The sequence below is a fragment of the Streptomyces sp. ADI95-17 genome, assembly GCF_003846175.1.
Taxonomy (GTDB): domain Bacteria; phylum Actinomycetota; class Actinomycetes; order Streptomycetales; family Streptomycetaceae; genus Streptomyces; species Streptomyces sanglieri.
In genome coordinates, this window is record NZ_ML123044.1 from 1055486 (window position 1) to 1071814 (window position 16329).

Sequence of the window (16329 nt, forward strand, 5' to 3'; positions counted from 1 at the left end):
ATGTGGGGGCTCCGAAAAGTAGCCAGCCCGACGCCCTTCCCGCAAACACGCCGACACGCGGACAACGGCCGGGAATTCGGCGTCCCGGCCGTTGTCCGCGGAGCCGGGATCAGCCCACGGAAGAGGAAGAAACGCTGGTCGCAGCGGTCTGCTCGAAGAGCCACTCGGACTTCAGCTCGGCGTATCCGGGCTTGATCACATCGTTGATCATCGCCAGACGCTCATCAAAAGGAATGAATGCCGACTTCATCGCATTGACGGTGAACCACTGCATGTCGTCGAGCGTGTATCCGAAGGTCTCGGTCAGCTTCTCGAATTCGCGGCTCATGCTCGTACCGCTCATCAGCCGGTTGTCCGTGTTCACCGTGGCCCGGAAATGCAGCTTCCGCAGCAGCCCGATGGGGTGCTCGGCGTACGAGGCGGCGGCGCCGGTCTGGAGGTTGGAGGTCGGGCACAGCTCCAGCGGGATGCGCTTGTCCCGTACGTAGGAGGCGAGGCGGCCGAGCTTCACCCCGCCGTCGTCGGCGACCTCGATGTCATCGATGATGCGGACCCCGTGGCCGAGCCGGTCCGCACCGCACCACTGGAGCGCCTGCCAGATCGACGGCAGGCCGAAGGCCTCGCCCGCGTGGATGGTGAAGTGGTTGTTCTCGCGCTTGAGGTACTCGAAGGCGTCGAGGTGCCGGGTGGGCGGGAAGCCCGCCTCCGCGCCCGCGATGTCGAAGCCGGCCACGCCCTGGTCGCGGTAGCGGTTGGCGAGTTCGGCGATCTCCAGGGAGCGGGCGGCGTGCCGCATCGCGGTGAGGAGGGCGCCCACGCGGATGCGGTTCCCGTCCCGGCGGGCCCGCGACTCGCCCTCGCGGAAGCCCTCGTTGACCGCCTCGACGACCTCTTCGAGGGTCAGCCCGGCTTCCAGGTGCTGCTCGGGGGCGTACCGCACCTCGGCGTAGACGACACCGTCCGCGGCCAGGTCCTCGGCACATTCGGCGGCCACCCTGACCAGCGCCTCACGGGTCTGCATGACGGCGCAGGTGTGGGCGAACGTCTCCAGGTAGCGCTCCAGCGATCCGGAGTCGGCCGCCTCGCGGAACCAGATGCCGAGCTTGTCGGGCTCGGTCTCGGGAAGTCCCTCGTATCCGCTCTCGCGGGCGAGGTCGACGATCGTTCCCGGGCGCAGACCGCCGTCGAGATGGTCGTGGAGAAGCACCTTGGGGGCACGCCGGATCTGATCCTGGCCGGGCACATGAAGGGTCGGGCTCATCATTTGCGCACTCTAGCGCCTACGCGCGTAGATTGTCGCTCGCCGATGCGTAACAGTGACCGCGAATACGGGTGGAGTACACCCGTCCTTCTGACACTGTTCTGTCATGGCACAGCGCGCACTCCCTCTGCCCGCCGCAAGGCTGGGACGGGCCGTCAGGTCGGCCGGAGCTCCAACCGCGGTCAGCGGCGTCGTTCTGCTGCTCCCGGACGGAGAGCCCGACTCGCACCGTCGCCCGTCCCCCCTCTCGTACGCATTCCAGCTGCCACTGGCCCGCGCCCTGGCCCGCGCCGGTCAGGACGACGGGCTCGCCGCGCATGTGGTGCGCTATCGCTGCCGGGGCTGGAACGCCACCGACGCACAGCTCGCGGCGGACGCCGAATGGGCGGTGGAGGAGGTCGTCCGGCGTTACGGCGACGTCCCCGTCTGCCTGGCCGGACACGGCATGGGCGGCCGCGCCGCACTCCGGGCCGGCGGCCACGCCGCGGTCGACTCGGTACTGGCGATGGCCCCCTGGCTGCCCGAGGCCGACGCGGACGGATCGGACGCGGCGGACGGGGCGGAGCCGGTGAAGCACCTGCTCGGCCGTCAGGTGCTGCTCGTCCACGGCACCAACGACGCCCGCACCGACCCCGAGCTGTCCTTCCGGCTGGCCGAACGGGCCAAGAAGACCAACCGCGACACCTGCCGCTTCGAGGTCCACTCGGACGGCCACGCACTGCGCCAGCACCGGGCCGAAGTGACGGCCCTGGCCGCGGACTTCGTGTGCGGTTCACTGTTCGGCCGGGCGTACGCACGCCCGGTCGCCGACGCGCTGGCGGCGCCGCCGCCGCTGGGGCTGCGGATGCCGCTGGCGGCAGGGTTCGGGAAGTCGCTGCGGGGGTGACTGGGCGCTTGGGAGAACAGGGAGCGATGACGCTTATGCCGCGTATGCCGGATTCAATGAAAGTGAAGAAAAACAGCACCTTCTCTCGATAAAGTCGCAGGTCACGAACTGTGGTCCCCGCGCGTGCGGGGGTGGTCCCTTCCGGTCGCACGACGGCTGCCACTGCGGCGTGTGGTCCCCGCGCGTGCGGGGGTGGCCCCGAGGCGCGCGACGCCCTGGCCCAACAAGTGGAGTGGTCCCCGCGCGTGCGGGGGTGGCCCCGCGTCCGGGGTCCAGTTCTTGTAGCCGTGGCGGTGGTCCCCGCGCGTGCGGGGGTGGTCCTACCCAGCGGGGGGGGTGGTGCTCTGCGTGAGGCGGGCCCGGTCAGTCCGGCAGAAGATGCCCCCGTCGCGACAGCAGGAAGCGTTTGAAGGCGGCGACCGGCGGTGTGTCGGGGTGGCCGTCCAGCCAGGCGACGCCGATCTCGCGGGCCGCTCTCGGGGCCGTCACCGTCAGTTCCACGACACCGGGGCGGGCCACCGCGGGCGGTGGGAGCAGGGCCACGCCGAGGCCGGCCGCGACCAGGCCGCGCAGGGTCTCCGCCTCCTCGCCCTCGAAGGCGACCCGGGGTGTGAAGCCCGCCTCGGCGCACAGGTCGTCGGTGATCCGCCGCAGGCCGTAACCCGGTTCGAGGGTGACGAACTTTTCGTCGGCGGCCTCCGCGAGGCGGATACGGCGGCGGGTGGCGAGGCGGTGGTCCTCGGGGACGACGAGGCGCAGGCGCTGTTCGTCCAGGCGGCGGGCGACGAGGTCGGGGGCGTCGGGGACGGGTGAGGTGAGGCAGAGGTCGAGGCCGCCGGCCCGGAGGCGTTCGATCATCGCCTCGCCGTAGTTCTGCACGAGCTGGAAGCGGACCCGGGGGTGGTCGGCGCGGAAGGCGCGCAGCAGGGCGGGGACGGTCTCCGAGCCCATGGTGTGGAGAAAGCCGAAGGCGACCTTGCCGGTGGCCGGGTCGGCGTCGGCCCGTACCGAGTCGGCGGCCTTCTCGACCTCGGCGAGGGCCCGCTCGGCGGAGCCCAGGAAGGTGCGGCCCGCCGGGGTGAGCGAGACGGTACGTCCCTTGCGGGCGAACAGGGCGACGCCCAGGTCCTGTTCGAGCCTGACCATCGCCCGCGACAGCGTCGACTGCGGTACGCCGAGCTCCTGCGCGGCGCGTGTGACGTGCTCGTGGCGGGCCACCGCCTCGAAGTGGGCCAGTCGCGGCGCGAGCACTGCGCGAATGTCTTCTTCGTAACTACTGGGTGACAGCCGGGGCTGTGAGCTGCGTTCATGCGCCATGGGATTGATTATCGCCACTTCGCGCATTGGACGCATGAAACCGGAGAGCCTACTTTCGGAGCATGCCTCCTGCCAGTACCGGGGCGTCCACGCTCACCGTGGCCGCCTCGCCCCAGCCGTCCCCCGTCGCCGCCCCCGCCACCACCGCTCCGGAGCGGCTCGAACCGGGCCGCCCCGGCTACCGCCGGATGAGCTTCGCGCTCTTCGCCGCAGGTGTCGCGACGTTCGCGCTTCTCTACTCCACGCAGGCCCTGCTGCCCGCCGTCTCCGCCTCCTTCGGCGCCACGGCCGGGCAGGCCAGCTGGACGGTGTCCGCCGCGACGGGCGCACTGGCGCTGTGTGTGCTGCCGATGAGCGCGCTGTCGGAGCGGTTCGGGCGGCGGCAGATGATGACCGCCTCGCTGGCGGTCGCGGTGACGGTCGGGCTGTTCGTGCCGTTCGCACCCTCGCTCGGCTGGCTGATCGCGCTGCGCGCCGTCCAGGGCGCGGCGCTCGCCGGTCTGCCGGCCTCCGCGATGGCGTATCTGGCGGAGGAAGTGCGGCCGAAGGCGCTGGTCGCGGCGATCGGGCTCTTCGTGGCCGGCAACAGCATCGGCGGCATGAGCGGCCGCATCCTCACCGGCTGGATCGCCCAGCTCTGGGGCTGGCGCGCGGCGCTCGGCGCGGTCGGCCTGCTGGCCGTGGCCTGCGCGGTGGTCTTCCACTTCATGATCCCCCGGGCACGGAACTTCACCCCGGGGACGCTCAACCCGAAGGCGCTGGCGAAGACCGTCGGCGGGCACCTCGCCGATCCGCTGCTGCGCCGGCTGTACGCGATCGGCGCGCTGTTCATGACGGTGTTCGGCGCGGTCTACACGGTGATCGGCTACCGGCTCGTCGAGGCGCCGTTCAACCTCCCGCAGGGCGTCGTCGGTTCGATCTTCCTCGTCTATCTGGTCGGTACGGTCTCCTCCGCGGCGGCGGGGAAGCTCGTCGCCCGGCTGGGGCGCCCGGGCGCGCTGTACCTCGCCGTCTCCACCACGGCCGCCGGTCTGCTGCTCTCGCTGGCCGACCAGCTGGCCGCCGTGCTCCTCGGCCTGGTCCTGATCACGGCGGGCTTCTTCGCCGGGCACGCGGTCGCCTCCTCGTCCGTGAGCCGCACCGCGACGAAGGGCCGCGCCCAGGCGTCGGCGCTCTACCAGTCCGCGTACTACCTGGGCTCCAGCGCGGGCGGCACGCTGGGCGCGGTCGCCTTCCACGCCGGGGGCTGGGCCGGCACCGTCTCGCTGGGACTGCTCGCGGTCCTCGGCGTCGTCTCGATCACGCTGTACGGGACGCGGGCCGCCCGCGCCGAGCGGCGCCGGCAGGTTCCGGTGGTGTCCGTACAGCACCGGGGCATGGCCTCCGTACAGAACTGAGACATACGACGCACAACCATCCACTCCCCGACGCGCGTCTAGCAGGCGGAATCACCTCACGGCGCGCGAAGGGGAGTTGGCGTACATGAGAGTCGCGGGGAACATACGGGGAGCACGGCTGCGGCGCGGGCTCGCGATGTCGGTCGCGGGGCTGACCGCGGTGCCGGCGCTGGTGCTTGCCACCGGCGGGTCGGCGCAGGCGGCGTCCTGCACGACGTCCACCGGGCCGTACCAGAAGCAGGTCGAGAAGTATCTGAAACGGCCGGTGGACGGCAAGCAGTCGGCCGCCGACTGCAAGGCGATCAGGTCGTTCCAGAGCACCTACGGGGTCACCCCCACCATCGGGTACGCGGGTCCGGTCACCTGGCGCACGATGAAGACGCTCACCGCCCAGAAGGCGGCCGGCAAGAACCCGAACAAGGACAAGAAGTGCCCCACCAACAAGGGGCGCATCGCGTGCGTGGACCTGACCCGGCAGCTGAGCTGGATCCAGGACGGCAGCAAGCTGAAGTTCGGGCCCGTGCCGGTGCGGACCGGGCGCAACGGCTACGAGACCCGCACCGGGTCGAAGAAGATCTACTGGCGGCACATCGACCATGTCTCGTCGATCTACCACGTGTCGATGCCGTACTCCCAGTTCTTCGACGGGGGCCAGGCGTTCCACGCGGTGGGCGTGAAGATGTGGAACCCGCCGGGGTCGCACGGCTGCGTCAACATGCGTACCGCCGACGCCAAGTCGTACTGGAAACTGCTGAAGAACGGCGACGACGTGTACGTGTACGGGCGCAAGCCCGGAACGTGACCGGAATCCGGGCGGCTTGGACACTTCCCGCCCCCGTTGTCAGTGGCCTGCGGTAGCTTCCAGAGTGCCGAAGTGAGCGGTGTCACAGCGCAACAGGGGTGGAGCGATGAGTGATCTGACAGCGACGACGGACGTCGACAGCCGTCTGGAGGGACACCGGGTCGAGCTGACCGGTTACTGCTACCGGATGCTCGGCTCGGCCTTCGAGGCGGAGGACGCTGTGCAGGACACGCTGGTGCGTGCCTGGCGCAACTTCGACAAGTTCGAGGGCCGTTCCTCGCTGCGCTCCTGGCTGTACCGCATCGCCACCAACGTCTGCCTGGACATGCTGAACGCGGGCAACAAGCGGGCCCGCCCGGTCGATCTGACGGGCCCGACCCCGCTCGCCCAGGCGGCGCTCAACCCCCTGCCGGAGAACACCTGGCTGGAACCGATGCCGGACGGCCGCATCCTGCCGACGGTGGCCGACCCGGCGGAGGCCGCCGTGGCGCGGGAGTCGGTGCGCCTGGCGTTCGTCGCCGCGCTCCAGCATCTGCCGCCCAAGCAGCGCGCCGTGCTGATCCTGCGCGAGGTGCTGGCCTGGAAGGCGAGCGAGGTCGCCGAGCTGCTCGACACCTCGGTCGCCTCGGTCAACAGCGCCCTCCAGCGGGCCCGGGCCACCCTCACCGAACACGAGGGCAGGCCGGCCGACGCCGCGAATCCGCTCGACGAGGAGCAGCGCAAGCTCCTTGAGCGGTACGTGGCGGCCTTCGAGGGCTACGACATGGCGGCGCTGACCGCGCTGCTCCATGAGGACGCCGTGATGACCATGCCGCCGTTCGACCTCTGGCTCCAGGGGCACGACGACATCACCGGCTTCATGCTCTCCATCGGCGCGAGCTGCGCGGGCTCCCGCCTGGTGGCGACTTCGGCGAACGGCACCCCGGCGTTCGCGCACTACAAGCCGAATCCGGACGGGCCCGGGTTCGTGCCGTGGGCGGTGCAGGTCATCGACATCTCGGACGGGGCCATCACCGGGATGCACTGTTTCCTGGACACGCCGCGCTGGTTCCCGCTCTTCGGCCTGCCGGACCATCTCGACGACGACGCTGCGGTGGACGACGACGCGGCGGTGTGAGACCGGACGTGAAGCACGGCATACGGAACGGGCTGGTGGCCGGCTGGGTGGTGCTGGCGGCCGGTGGCTGGGGGCTCACTCAGTGGTTGGGCGAGCCCTCCGCCACCGACGGTCCGGTGCCCGAGGTGGCCCGGACCACCGGCCCCGGTGGTGAGCCGGGGCCGCAGCCCGAGTCCGTCTGCGACGACATCGTCAGCGCGGCGTCGCCGCGTCCCACCGCCACCCCGGTCCCGCTGCTCAAGGCATCGGCGGGCCCGGCCGACGGCGGGACGGCCCGCTTCAGCCAGACGGTCTGCGCCGTGGCCAGGCCTGCGGACCGAGAGGGGCGGGGCGAGGACTGAGGGGGCTGAGGGGACTGTGAGGGGAGAGCGAGGGGAGAGCGAGGGGACGCGGGCCGAGGGGACACGGGCCGAGGGGCTGCTTCCCTCAGTCTGCGTCTACGGTCACCCCGGGCCCGGCGCCCCGCTCCGGCATCGGCCCGGCACCGGTCCCGCTCCCTGCGTCCTCCCCCGTCCCGTATCCCAGGTCCACCACATCGGCCAGCCCCACCAGATCCAGCAGGCTCCGCAGCTCGGGGGACACATTGCGCAGCCGCAGTCTCCGGCCGCCCGCCCGGCGTGCGACGAGCCCCAGCCGCGCTATCGCCTCGACCAGGGCCAGATCCGCGCGTACGACCCCGCCCACGTCGCAGTCCACCCCGGCGCCCGGAGCACGGGCGGCGCCGTCGGGGCCGTACAGCAGCGCCTCCAGCTCGGCGCAGAGTCCCGGTACCGCGTCCCTGGTGACGCGGCCGGTGACGACGAGAACGATCGGGGTCATGGCTTCCACATCAGGGAGACCGGTCCGGCGGCCGAAACTCATCGCTGCCCGGTTCCGCACTTTCCCCCGGAGGCCGTGGGCCACCGGCACTCCACGCGGCCCCGGACCGCCCGGACCGATGAGCTTGCGTCAACTCCCGTTATTTGTGCGGTTCCTGTGAACCCGTCCATTCGATTCCCCCTCTAGTGCCGTATCAGGCAACGTTTGCCCTGTCGACGACGGCTTGTAGGCGCTGGTCGTCGGTATGGAGGTTTCGCCAGATGATGTAGCGGCGGATCATGCTGCCCTGTTCTTTGTGGGTGGCGTGATCGGTGCCGTCGAGGGTGAAGCAGCGCAGGGCGGTGAACTGGGACTCGATGCGGTTGAGCCAGGAAGAGTTCGTCGGGGTGTAGGCGATCTCGACGTTGTGCGCGGCCGCCCAGGTGCCGACCCGCTGGCATCTCTGCGTGGTCAGGTGCGGGGAGAAGTTGTCGCAGACGATCGCGATGCGGGTCTGGGGCGGGTAGAGGCTGCGCAGGTAGCGGAAGAACTCCAGGAACTGCGTCCGCTTCTTGACCGGTTTGATGTGACCGTAGAGCTTGTCCTTGGCCAGGTCCAGGGCTGCGGACAGGTGCCGTACTCCGCCGTAGCGGTTGTAGGTCGCCCGCCGTCGTCGGCGTGGCTCGCTGTCGGGGTCTTTGTGCTTGCCACCGCGCTCGGCCCATTGCCGGCCCGGGTGGGGCATCAGGTTCAGCGGGCCGAACTCATCCATGCAGAACACCACTTCGGGCTCGCCTTCTTCGGGTATGACCTCGCCGTCGGCGATCACCCTGCCCGCCGCCGGAACAACGCCCCTGCTGGCCACGACCGAGCTCCAGTACGCGTCCGAGGACAACGCCTACGGGTACGGCTGGCTCCTCGACTCGTACAAGAACTTCCGCACCGCGCACTTCGGCCCGAAGGTCACCGACGGCTCGCTCTCCCAGAACTGGGTCGGCAGCTGGATCAAGGGCACCTCGACCCGGTACGACATCGTGGCCGGCGGTCCGGTGACCGGGGCGGCCACCGGCTTCGAGCGGAAGTACACCACCGGCCAGCTGGCCAAGGTCGGTCTCTCCCTCGGCTCGCCCGCCAAGGGCAAGACCGGTGAGGTCGCCCCGTCGGGCATACTGCCCGGCGTGGACGGCGGCTGGTCGGCCTGGTCCCTGCACAAGATCCCCGGCGCTGTCACCGCCTATGTCTCCACCGCCGACAAGGTGCGGTGGGGCTTCGACTTCAGCCAGGACGGTCCGGCCGACGAGGACGGCATCCCGGCGACCGAGTCGCTGTACTCCATCGCCCCGCAGTCCCTGAAGGCCGGAAAGTCCTACACGAAGAAGGTCAACACCGCGGTGTTCGGCCCCGCGGTCACCTCCGGTCTCGGTGTCCTGCGCGACGGCGACAACATCGTCGGCAAGCTGCCGCTGGTGGCCGACGGACGCGGCAACGTCGGTGATTCGGCGTACAGTTCGGTCAACACCGTCCTGTACCGCAACGGCAAGAAGCTCGTACAGAACGAGGACCCGCTGTCGGGCGTGGTCCCGATGGCCGTGCCGTCCGGCGCCGCCGACTACCGGCTGACGACCTCGATGCGGCGCAGCGCCAAGCTCTCCGCGGTCTCCACCCGGATCGACGCGAGCTGGACCTTCCGCTCCAAGCACACCACCGCCCCGACCATGCTCCCGGTCTCCACGGTGCGGTTCACGCCCAACGTCACCCTCGACAGCAGGGTCACGGCCGGCCGGACCGCTTCCGTACCCGTGACGGTGCAGGGCGCCGCCGCCGGCAAGAACCTCAAGTCGCTGACGGTGTACGTCAGTTACGACGCCGGCAAGACCTGGAAGAAGTCCACGGTCAAGGCGGGCAAGCTCTCCGTGAAGAACCCGGCCAAGGGGAAGTCCATCTCCTACCGGGCGGACGTCACGGACAAGCAGGGCAACAAGTCGTCGGTGTCGATCTACAACGCGTACTTCGGCAAGTGAGCGGCACGTCGGTGAGCCGGTAGGCGCACCGACCGCACGAGAGCGGCCCGTCGGGGAGGTTCCTCCGCCCCGACGGGCCGTTCGCATGCCGAGGGACCGGTGCGCTTCGCCCCTCAGCTGACCGGAAAGACCCCGGTGTCCAGGACCAGCCCGAACGGCTCGGGCAGCGTCAGCTTCTCCCCGTACTCGACCGTGTCCAGTACGCGGTAGGTGCCGCCGTCGGGCTCCCCGTACAGGGTGGCGGTGGGGCGGCCCGAGTGCCACGGGTCGAGCAGCAGGAACAGCTCGACTCCGGCCTTCGCGTATCCGTGCACCTTGCCGATGCGGTCGTGGTTGGCGTTGGCCTGCGAGGTGATCTCGACGACGAGCCGGGCCTCTTCGGCCGGGACACGGTTGCCCGGCCCGGTCGCCACGGCATACGACATGACGACGAGATCGGGGAGGTAGATCCCGCCCCGTCCGGGCATGGCGACTCCGAGCCTCTGGTAGATCCCCCAGTCCTCCGGAATGACGCTGTAGAGCCTGCGCTGCACCAGCGCCGCGGTGGTGTTGTGGTCCTTGGACGGCGGTGGCGACACGGTGACGATCCCCTCGATGATCTCCACCTTGCAGCCCTCGGGCGCGTCCGTCTCCTCCCAGATCCGGACGAGGTCGTCCCAGTCCTGGCCGTGGCGGGAGATGGGCGCGGGGTCGACGCCGGGTGCGCTCATGACGGTCTCCTCTTATCGGTGCGTCACCGAGTCCAACATGCCGAACGGGACCGGTGGCAGTCCACCGGTCCCGTTCACCCGTACGGGGAAACCGCAGGTCAGGCGATACGTTCCCGCACCACGGGCGTGGCGGTGAACGACGTGCCCGTCGGGGCGATGTCGTAGGCGTCGGGCAGGGCCTTCAACGCGTAGTCGAACTTCTCGGGGGTGTCGGTGTGCAGCGTCAGCAGGGGCTGTCCGGCCGTGACCGTGTCGCCCGGCTTGGCGTGCAGTTCGACGCCCGCGCCGGCCTGGACCGGGTCCTCCTTGCGGGCCCGGCCCGCGCCGAGGCGCCAGGCGGCGACGCCGATGTCGTAGGCGTCCAGGCGGGTCAGCACGCCGGTGGACGGGGCGGTGACCACGTGCTGTTCGCGGGCGACCGGGAGCGGGGCGTCCACGTCGCCGCCCTGGGCGGAGATCATGCGGCGCCAGACGTCCATCGCGGAGCCGTCGGCGAGGGCCTTCTCGGGGTCGGCGTCCTTGAGGCCGGCCGCGTCGAGCATTTCGCGGGCCAGGGCGAGGGTGAGGTCGACGACGTCCTTCGGGCCGCCGCCGGCCAGCACCTCGACCGATTCGCGGACCTCCAGGGCGTTGCCCGCGGTGAGGCCGAGCGGGGTGGCCATGTCGGTGAGCAGGGCGACGGTGCGCACTCCGCTGTCGGTGCCCAGCGCGACCATGGTGGAGGCCAGTTCGCGGGCGTCCTCGATGGTCTTCATGAAGGCGCCGGAGCCGACCTTGACGTCCAGGACGAGCGCGCCGGTGCCCTCGGCGATCTTCTTGGACATGATGGAGCTGGCGATCAGCGGGATGGCCTCGACGGTGCCGGTGACGTCGCGGAGCGCGTACAGCTTCTTGTCGGCGGGGGCGAGCCCGTCGCCGGCGGCGCAGATCACGGCGCCGGTGGTGTCCAGGACGCTGAGCATCTCCTCGTTGGAGAGGTGGGCGCGCCAGCCGGGGATGGACTCCAGCTTGTCGAGGGTGCCGCCGGTGTGGCCGAGGCCCCGGCCGCTGAGCTGCGGCACGGCGGCGCCGCAGGCGGCGACCAGCGGGGCGAGCGGCAGGGTGATCTTGTCGCCGACGCCGCCGGTGGAGTGCTTGTCGGTGGTGGGGCGGGAGAGCGACGCGAAGTCCATCCGCTCGCCGGAGGCGATCATCGCGGCGGTCCAGCGGGCGATCTCCGTGCGGTTCATGCCGTTCAGCAGGATCGCCATGGCCAGCGCGGACATCTGCTCGTCGGCGACCTCACCGCGGGTGTACGCGTCGATGACCCAGTCGATCTGCTCGGGGGTCAGCTCGCCTCGGTCCCGCTTGGTGCGGATGACGGAGATGGCGTCCATGTCCTGGAATTCCTTCCGGCCGGTGCGTACGCAGGAGTCCCGAATGACTCTACGCGCATAGAGGGTGGAAACGGGGGTGGCCCTCCCGACCTGCGGGAGGGCCACCGGAGTTCTACTTCAGATGGTTCGGGCCGAACGCCTGCGGCAGCATCTCGTCGAGCGTGCGCAGCCCGTCCGGCGCCTCAAGGACCAGCTCGGGGCCGCCGAACTCGTACAGCAGCTGACGGCACCTGCCGCACGGCACCAGGATCTCGCCCGCCCCGTCCACACAGGTGAAGTGGGTCAGCCGGCCGCCGCCGGTGGCGTGGAGCTGGGAGACCAGGCCGCACTCGGCGCACAGCCCGATGCCGTACGAGGCGTTCTCGACGTTGCAGCCGGCGACCGTACGGCCGTCGTCCACGAGCGCCGCGGCACCGACCGGGTAGTGCGAGTACGGGACGTACGCGCGGGTCATCATGGACCGTGCGGCGCTCCGCAGCGCCGCCCAGTCGACCTCCGCGGCGGCCGTCACTTGCCCTGGCCCTTCCGGTAGCGCATGCCGTCCGCCTTGGGCATCCGCAGCCGCTGGGCGGAGAGCGAGAGGACGAGCAGCGTGACGATGTACGGGGTGGCGCTCACGAACTCGGTGGGCACGGTGTCCGTCGCGAGGTACCAGACCAGCACCGCGGCGGCGATGACCGCGCTGATCCCGCCCTGGACGAAGCTCTTGCGGTAGAGCTTCCAGGCCGCGAGCACGGCCAGCACGACCACGAGCAGCAGGAGCAGCGCGTGGACGGACTCGCCGCCGTTGCGCAGCTGGAGCGCGTCGGCGAAGCCGAACAGTCCGGCGCCCATGGCGAGCCCGCCGGGCCGCCAGTTGCCGAAGATCATCGCGGCGAGACCGATGTAGCCGCGGCCGCCGGTCTGGCCCTCGTTGTAGATGTGCGAGGTGACCAGCGAGAGGAAGGCACCGCCGAGGCCGGCCATGCCGCCGGAGACGATCACCGCGATGTACTTGTACGTGTAGACGTTCACGCCGAGCGACTCGGCGGCGACCGGGTTCTCGCCGCAGGAGCGCAGCCGCAGCCCGAACGAGGTCTTCCAGAGCACGAAGAACGTGAGGACGAACAGGACGATGGCCAGGATCGTCAGCAGCGACACGTTGGTGACCAGGCCACCGATGACTCCGGCCACGTCGGAGACGAAGAACCAGTGGTGCTTCTCGATGGAGTGCAGCCAGTCGGAGAGGCCCGGGATCGTCACCGAGGTGATGTCGTCGGCCGGTGGGGACTGCTTCGGGCTGCCGCCCTTGGCCGCCGCCTCGCCCGAGTTGAACCAGAGCTTGGCGAAGTAGGTGGTGAAGCCGAGCGCCAGGATGTTGATGGCGATGCCGGAGATGATGTGGTCGACGCCGAAGGTGACGGTCGCCACCGCGTGCAGCAGACCGCCGAGCATGCCGCCGACGACCCCGGCCAGTACGCCGAGCCACGGGTTGGTCTGCCAGCCGGCCCAGGCGCCGAAGAAGGTGCCGAGGATCATCATGCCTTCGAGGCCGATGTTGACCACACCGGCCCGCTCGGCCCAGAGGCCGCCGAGACCGGCGAGGCCGATCGGCACGGCCATCGCGAGGGCCGCGCTGATCTGGCCCGCCGAGGTGACGTCCTCCGCGCCGGTGATGGCGCGCACGGCGGACAGCGCGAGCAGCACGCCCGCGACGATCAGCAGGACGACGGGGAAGGAGAGGCGGGTGCGGCCGCCCTTGCCGCCGGAGACCTTGGGGGCCGCGGGGGGCGGGGTGGAAGTCGCCGTGGCGCTCACGCCGACACCTCCTGCTGGTCGTTGTTACGGGCGGCGGCCTGTGCGGCGAGTTCCGCGCCGACCTTGCTCTGCTGGCGCTTGAGTCCGTAGCGGCGGACGACTTCGTAGGCGATGACGACGCACAGGACGATGACGCCCTGGATCACGCCGACGATCTCCTTGTCGTAGCCCTCGAATTCGAGCTTGCCGGTGCCGCGCTCCAGGAAGCCCCAGAGCAGTGCGCCGAGCGCGATGCCGACGGGGTGGTTGCGGCCGAGGAGGGCGATGGCGATACCGGTGAAGCCGATGCCGACCGGGAAGTCGCCGCTGTACTCGTAGCTGTCGTTGAGGAGGGTCGGCATGCCGATCAGGCCTGCCACGGCGCCGGAGATGAGCATCGAGGTGATGACCATCTTCTTGACGTCGACGCCGCTGGCCTCGGCCGCGGAGCCGGACTGGCCGACGGTGCGCAGGTCGAAGCCGAAGCGGGTGCGCGAGAGCGTGAACCAGTAGGCGACGCCCGCGACGACCGCGACCACGATGAAACCCCAGACGGGCGACGGGGTGGTCGGGAACTCGAAGAAGTGCGAGGACTCCGGGATCGGCTTGGTGGAGATCTTCGTGCCGGCCTCGTCGAGGTGGCCGAGGCGGCCCTGCTGGAGGAGGTAGCCGATGATGGCGGTCGCGATGGCGTTCAGCATGATCGTCGAGACGACCTCGCTGACGCCGCGGGTGACCTTGAGGACACCCGCGATGCCGGCCCACATCGCGCCGACGATCATCGCGGTGAGGATGATCAGCGGGATCTGCAGGGCGCCGGGCAGCGTCAGCGCGCCGCCGACCGCGGCGGCGAAGAAGGCGGCGAGGCGGTACTGGCCGTCGACACCGATGTTGAAGAGGTTCATCCGGAAGCCGACGGCCACCGCGAGACCCGCGAGGTAGTACGTCGTCGCCTTGTTGAGGATGTAGACCTGGCTGTCCGACTTCATCCCGTAGTCGAACATGATGCCGAAGGCGCTGAACGGCTCCTTGCCGGTGGCGGCCAGCACGAGTGCGGTCACCAGGAAGGCGACCACGATCGCGAGTACGGGGGCCGCGATCCCCAGGAGCAGCCGCTCCTTGTCGATCTTCTTCATCGGTCCTCTCCCCCGTTCCGGGGGTCGGTGTCGGTGCTGTCGGCACTTCCGGTGCCTTCGGCACCCGAGTCGTCCGGGGCTTCCAGGTGGCCGGAGGCCGCGCCCGTCATCGCCGAGCCGAGCTCCTCCGGGGTGATGGTCGCAGGGTCGGCGTCCGCGACCAGCCGGCCGCGGTACATGACGCGCAGGGTGTCGGAGAGCCCGATCAGCTCGTCCAGGTCGGCGGAGATCAGCAGCACCGCGAGACCCTCGCGGCGCGCCTCGCGGATCTGGTCCCAGATCTGCGCCTGCGCGCCGACGTCCACGCCCCGGGTCGGGTGCGCGGCGATCAGCAGCTTCGGGTCGTGGCTCATCTCGCGGCCGACGATCAGCTTCTGCTGGTTGCCGCCGGAGAGCGAGGCGGCGGTGACGTCGATGCCGGGGGTGCGCACGTCGTACTCGCGCACGATCCGCTCGGTGTCGGTGCGGGCGCCCTTGAGGTCGAGGAACGCGCCCTTGCTGTTGGGGCGTTCGGTGACGTGGCCGAGGATGCGGTTCTCCCAGAGTGGGGCCTCCAGCAGCAGCCCGTGCCGGTGGCGGTCCTCGGGGATGACGCCCATGCCGTCCTCGCGGCGCTTGCGGGTCGGCGTGCGGGAGATGTCGGCGCCGTCCAGGGTGAGCACCCCGGCGTCGAGGTGGCGCATGCCCATGATGGCGTCGACCAGTTCGGACTGGCCGTTGCCCTCGACGCCCGCGATCCCGAGGACCTCGCCCTTGTGGATGGTGAAGCCGATGCCGTCGAGGACCGAACGCACCACGCCGTCCGGGTCGGTGGCGCTCAGCCGCAGCCCGTCGACGGTCAGCATCGGTACGTCGGTGACGGTCGACTCGCGGGTCTCCGGCGACGGGAGCTCGCTGCCGACCATCAGCTCGGCGAGCTGCTTGGTGGTGGTGTGCTTCGGGTCGGCGGTGCCCACCGTCGTACCGCGCCGGATGACGGTGATCTCGTCGGCGACCGACAGGACCTCGCCCAGCTTGTGCGAGATGAAGATGACGGTCAGGCCCTCGGCCTTGAGCTCGCGCAGGTTGTCGAAGAGCGCGTCGACCTCCTGCGGCACCAGGACGGCGGTCGGCTCGTCGAGAATCAGGGTGCGGGCGCCGCGGTAGAGGACCTTGAGGATCTCCACGCGCTGCCGGTCGGCGACCCCGAGGTCCTCGACCATGGCGTCCGGGCGGACCCCGAGACCGTACGAGTCGGAGATCTCCTTGATCTTCGCGCGGGCCCGGTCGCCGATGCCGTACAGCTTCTCGGAGCCGAGGACGACGTTCTCCAGGACGGTGAGGTAGTCGGCGAGCATGAAGTGCTGGTGCACCATGCCGATACCGCGCGCGATGGCGTCACCGGGGTTGTGGAACGAGACCTGCTCGCCGTCCACCGCGATGGTGCCCTCGTCCGGCTTCTGCATGCCGTAAAGGATCTTCATCAGAGTGGACTTGCCGGCGCCGTTCTCGCCGACGAGGGCGTGGACGGTGCCGCGGCGCACGGTGATGTCGATGTCGTGGTTGGCCACGACCCCGGGGAACCGCTTGGTGATGCCGCGGAGCTCCACGGCATGGGGACTGCTGGACGCGTTGATGGCGCACTCTCCTTGGCAGGAGCGGAGGGCGGAGGCGGTGGGAGCGTGAAAGGTATCGCGCCCGGCGGACGCTACGCGCGTAGCGCCACCGAATCGTTGGCCACCTGATGACAGGT

At 70.3% G+C, this 16329-nt stretch carries 15 protein-coding genes, 1 pseudogene and 1 CRISPR repeat array; of the genes and pseudogenes, 6 read left to right on the plus strand and 10 right to left on the minus strand.

Translation table 11 applies throughout. The features are described from left to right. Nucleotides 1-109: 109 nt before the first annotated feature. Nucleotides 110-1264 (minus strand): adenosine deaminase, encoded by a 1155-nt coding sequence (locus EES42_RS04635; protein ID WP_124716785.1) that lies wholly within the window; start codon nucleotides 1262-1264, stop codon nucleotides 110-112. Between the two features lie 103 nt (nucleotides 1265-1367). Between EES42_RS04635 and EES42_RS04640 the strand changes: the two genes are divergently transcribed. Continuing rightward, nucleotides 1368-2147: an alpha/beta hydrolase gene (locus tag EES42_RS04640; RefSeq protein ID WP_124716786.1), complete on the plus strand. Its 780-nt coding sequence runs from the start codon at nucleotides 1368-1370 to the stop codon at nucleotides 2145-2147. A gap of 110 nt (nucleotides 2148-2257) precedes the next feature. After that, a CRISPR array of direct repeats spans nucleotides 2258-2465; the repeat unit is 25 nt; unit sequence GTGGTCCCCGCGCGTGCGGGGGTGG. A gap of 45 nt (nucleotides 2466-2510) precedes the next feature. Here EES42_RS04640 and EES42_RS04645 read toward each other — a convergent pair. Beyond that, complete coding sequence (locus tag EES42_RS04645; RefSeq protein WP_124716787.1) at nucleotides 2511-3464, minus strand: LysR family transcriptional regulator; 954 nt, start codon at nucleotides 3462-3464, stop codon at nucleotides 2511-2513. A gap of 62 nt (nucleotides 3465-3526) precedes the next feature. Here EES42_RS04645 and EES42_RS04650 point away from each other — a divergent pair, with 62 nt between their 5' ends. From EES42_RS04650 to EES42_RS04665, 4 genes are all read left to right on the plus strand, one after another. Further along, nucleotides 3527-4861, plus strand: a complete 1335-nt coding sequence (locus EES42_RS04650) for an MFS transporter (RefSeq protein WP_124716788.1) — start codon at nucleotides 3527-3529, stop codon at nucleotides 4859-4861. A gap of 85 nt (nucleotides 4862-4946) precedes the next feature. After that, nucleotides 4947-5663, plus strand: coding sequence for a L,D-transpeptidase family protein (locus EES42_RS04655; RefSeq protein WP_124716789.1), 717 nt, complete (start codon nucleotides 4947-4949; stop codon nucleotides 5661-5663). Between the two features lie 106 nt (nucleotides 5664-5769). After that, nucleotides 5770-6780, plus strand: a complete 1011-nt coding sequence (locus EES42_RS04660; protein ID WP_124716790.1) for a sigma-70 family RNA polymerase sigma factor — start codon at nucleotides 5770-5772, stop codon at nucleotides 6778-6780. Nucleotides 6781-6788: 8 nt separating this feature from the next. Continuing rightward, on the plus strand, nucleotides 6789-7121 hold the full coding sequence (locus EES42_RS04665; RefSeq protein WP_124716791.1) for a hypothetical protein: 333 nt from the start codon (nucleotides 6789-6791) through the stop codon (nucleotides 7119-7121). A gap of 85 nt (nucleotides 7122-7206) precedes the next feature. Here EES42_RS04665 and EES42_RS04670 read toward each other — a convergent pair whose 3' ends face one another. Continuing rightward, on the minus strand, nucleotides 7207-7641 hold the full coding sequence (locus tag EES42_RS04670; protein ID WP_124716792.1) for an STAS domain-containing protein: 435 nt from the start codon (nucleotides 7639-7641) through the stop codon (nucleotides 7207-7209). Between the two features lie 151 nt (nucleotides 7642-7792). Continuing rightward, nucleotides 7793-8404: pseudogene (locus EES42_RS04675) on the minus strand (transposase); the annotation flags it as partial. Here EES42_RS04675 and EES42_RS04680 point away from each other — a divergent pair. Beyond that, a complete protein-coding gene (locus EES42_RS04680) occupies nucleotides 8385-9599 on the plus strand; it encodes a hypothetical protein (protein ID WP_124716793.1) in 1215 nt (404 codons plus the stop codon). The pseudogene EES42_RS04675 and the gene EES42_RS04680 sit on opposite strands and share 20 nt — an antisense overlap. A 113-nt stretch (nucleotides 9600-9712) precedes the next feature. Here EES42_RS04680 and EES42_RS04685 read toward each other — a convergent pair whose 3' ends face one another. From EES42_RS04685 to EES42_RS04710, 6 genes are all read right to left on the minus strand, one after another. Continuing rightward, the gene (locus tag EES42_RS04685; protein WP_124716794.1) at nucleotides 9713-10309 is read right to left on the minus strand and encodes a Uma2 family endonuclease; all 597 of its coding nucleotides are present in this window, start codon (nucleotides 10307-10309) and stop codon (nucleotides 9713-9715) included. Nucleotides 10310-10407: 98 nt separating this feature from the next. Next, entirely contained in the window at nucleotides 10408-11685 is a 1278-nt protein-coding gene (locus EES42_RS04690) for a thymidine phosphorylase (protein WP_124716795.1), read from the minus strand. Between the two features lie 112 nt (nucleotides 11686-11797). Next, on the minus strand, nucleotides 11798-12196 hold the full coding sequence (locus tag EES42_RS04695; RefSeq protein WP_124716796.1) for a cytidine deaminase: 399 nt from the start codon (nucleotides 12194-12196) through the stop codon (nucleotides 11798-11800). Next, complete coding sequence (locus tag EES42_RS04700; RefSeq protein WP_124716797.1) at nucleotides 12193-13482, minus strand: ABC transporter permease; 1290 nt, start codon at nucleotides 13480-13482, stop codon at nucleotides 12193-12195. The genes EES42_RS04695 and EES42_RS04700 overlap by 4 nt, the downstream gene beginning before the upstream one ends. Continuing rightward, nucleotides 13479-14597 (minus strand): ABC transporter permease, encoded by a 1119-nt coding sequence (locus tag EES42_RS04705; RefSeq protein WP_124716798.1) that lies wholly within the window; start codon nucleotides 14595-14597, stop codon nucleotides 13479-13481. Before EES42_RS04705 ends, EES42_RS04700 begins: the two co-directional genes overlap by 4 nt. Further along, nucleotides 14594-16186, minus strand: a complete 1593-nt coding sequence (locus EES42_RS04710; protein ID WP_124716799.1) for an ABC transporter ATP-binding protein — start codon at nucleotides 16184-16186, stop codon at nucleotides 14594-14596. The genes EES42_RS04705 and EES42_RS04710 overlap by 4 nt, the downstream gene beginning before the upstream one ends. Nucleotides 16187-16329 lie beyond the last annotated feature (143 nt).

Bases quoted from the DNA above. Each gene is read 5' to 3' on its own strand.
- EES42_RS04685 (WP_124716794.1), bottom strand. From the start codon at position 10,309: ATGAGCGCACCCGGCGTCGACCCCGCGCCCATCTCCCGCCACGGCCAG.
- EES42_RS04705 (WP_124716798.1), bottom strand. From the start codon at position 14,597: ATGAAGAAGATCGACAAGGAGCGGCTGCTCCTGGGGATCGCGGCCCCC.
- EES42_RS04635 (WP_124716785.1), bottom strand. From the start codon at position 1,264: ATGATGAGCCCGACCCTTCATGTGCCCGGCCAGGATCAGATCCGGCGT.
- EES42_RS04650 (WP_124716788.1), top strand. From the start codon at position 3,527: ATGCCTCCTGCCAGTACCGGGGCGTCCACGCTCACCGTGGCCGCCTCG.
- EES42_RS04690 (WP_124716795.1), bottom strand. From the start codon at position 11,685: ATGGACGCCATCTCCGTCATCCGCACCAAGCGGGACCGAGGCGAGCTG.
- EES42_RS04655 (WP_124716789.1), top strand. From the start codon at position 4,947: ATGAGAGTCGCGGGGAACATACGGGGAGCACGGCTGCGGCGCGGGCTC.
- EES42_RS04645 (WP_124716787.1), bottom strand. From the start codon at position 3,464: ATGGCGCATGAACGCAGCTCACAGCCCCGGCTGTCACCCAGTAGTTAC.
- EES42_RS04640 (WP_124716786.1), top strand. From the start codon at position 1,368: ATGGCACAGCGCGCACTCCCTCTGCCCGCCGCAAGGCTGGGACGGGCC.
- EES42_RS04670 (WP_124716792.1), bottom strand. From the start codon at position 7,641: ATGAGTTTCGGCCGCCGGACCGGTCTCCCTGATGTGGAAGCCATGACC.
- EES42_RS04680 (WP_124716793.1), top strand. From the start codon at position 8,385: ATGACCTCGCCGTCGGCGATCACCCTGCCCGCCGCCGGAACAACGCCC.
- EES42_RS04660 (WP_124716790.1), top strand. From the start codon at position 5,770: ATGAGTGATCTGACAGCGACGACGGACGTCGACAGCCGTCTGGAGGGA.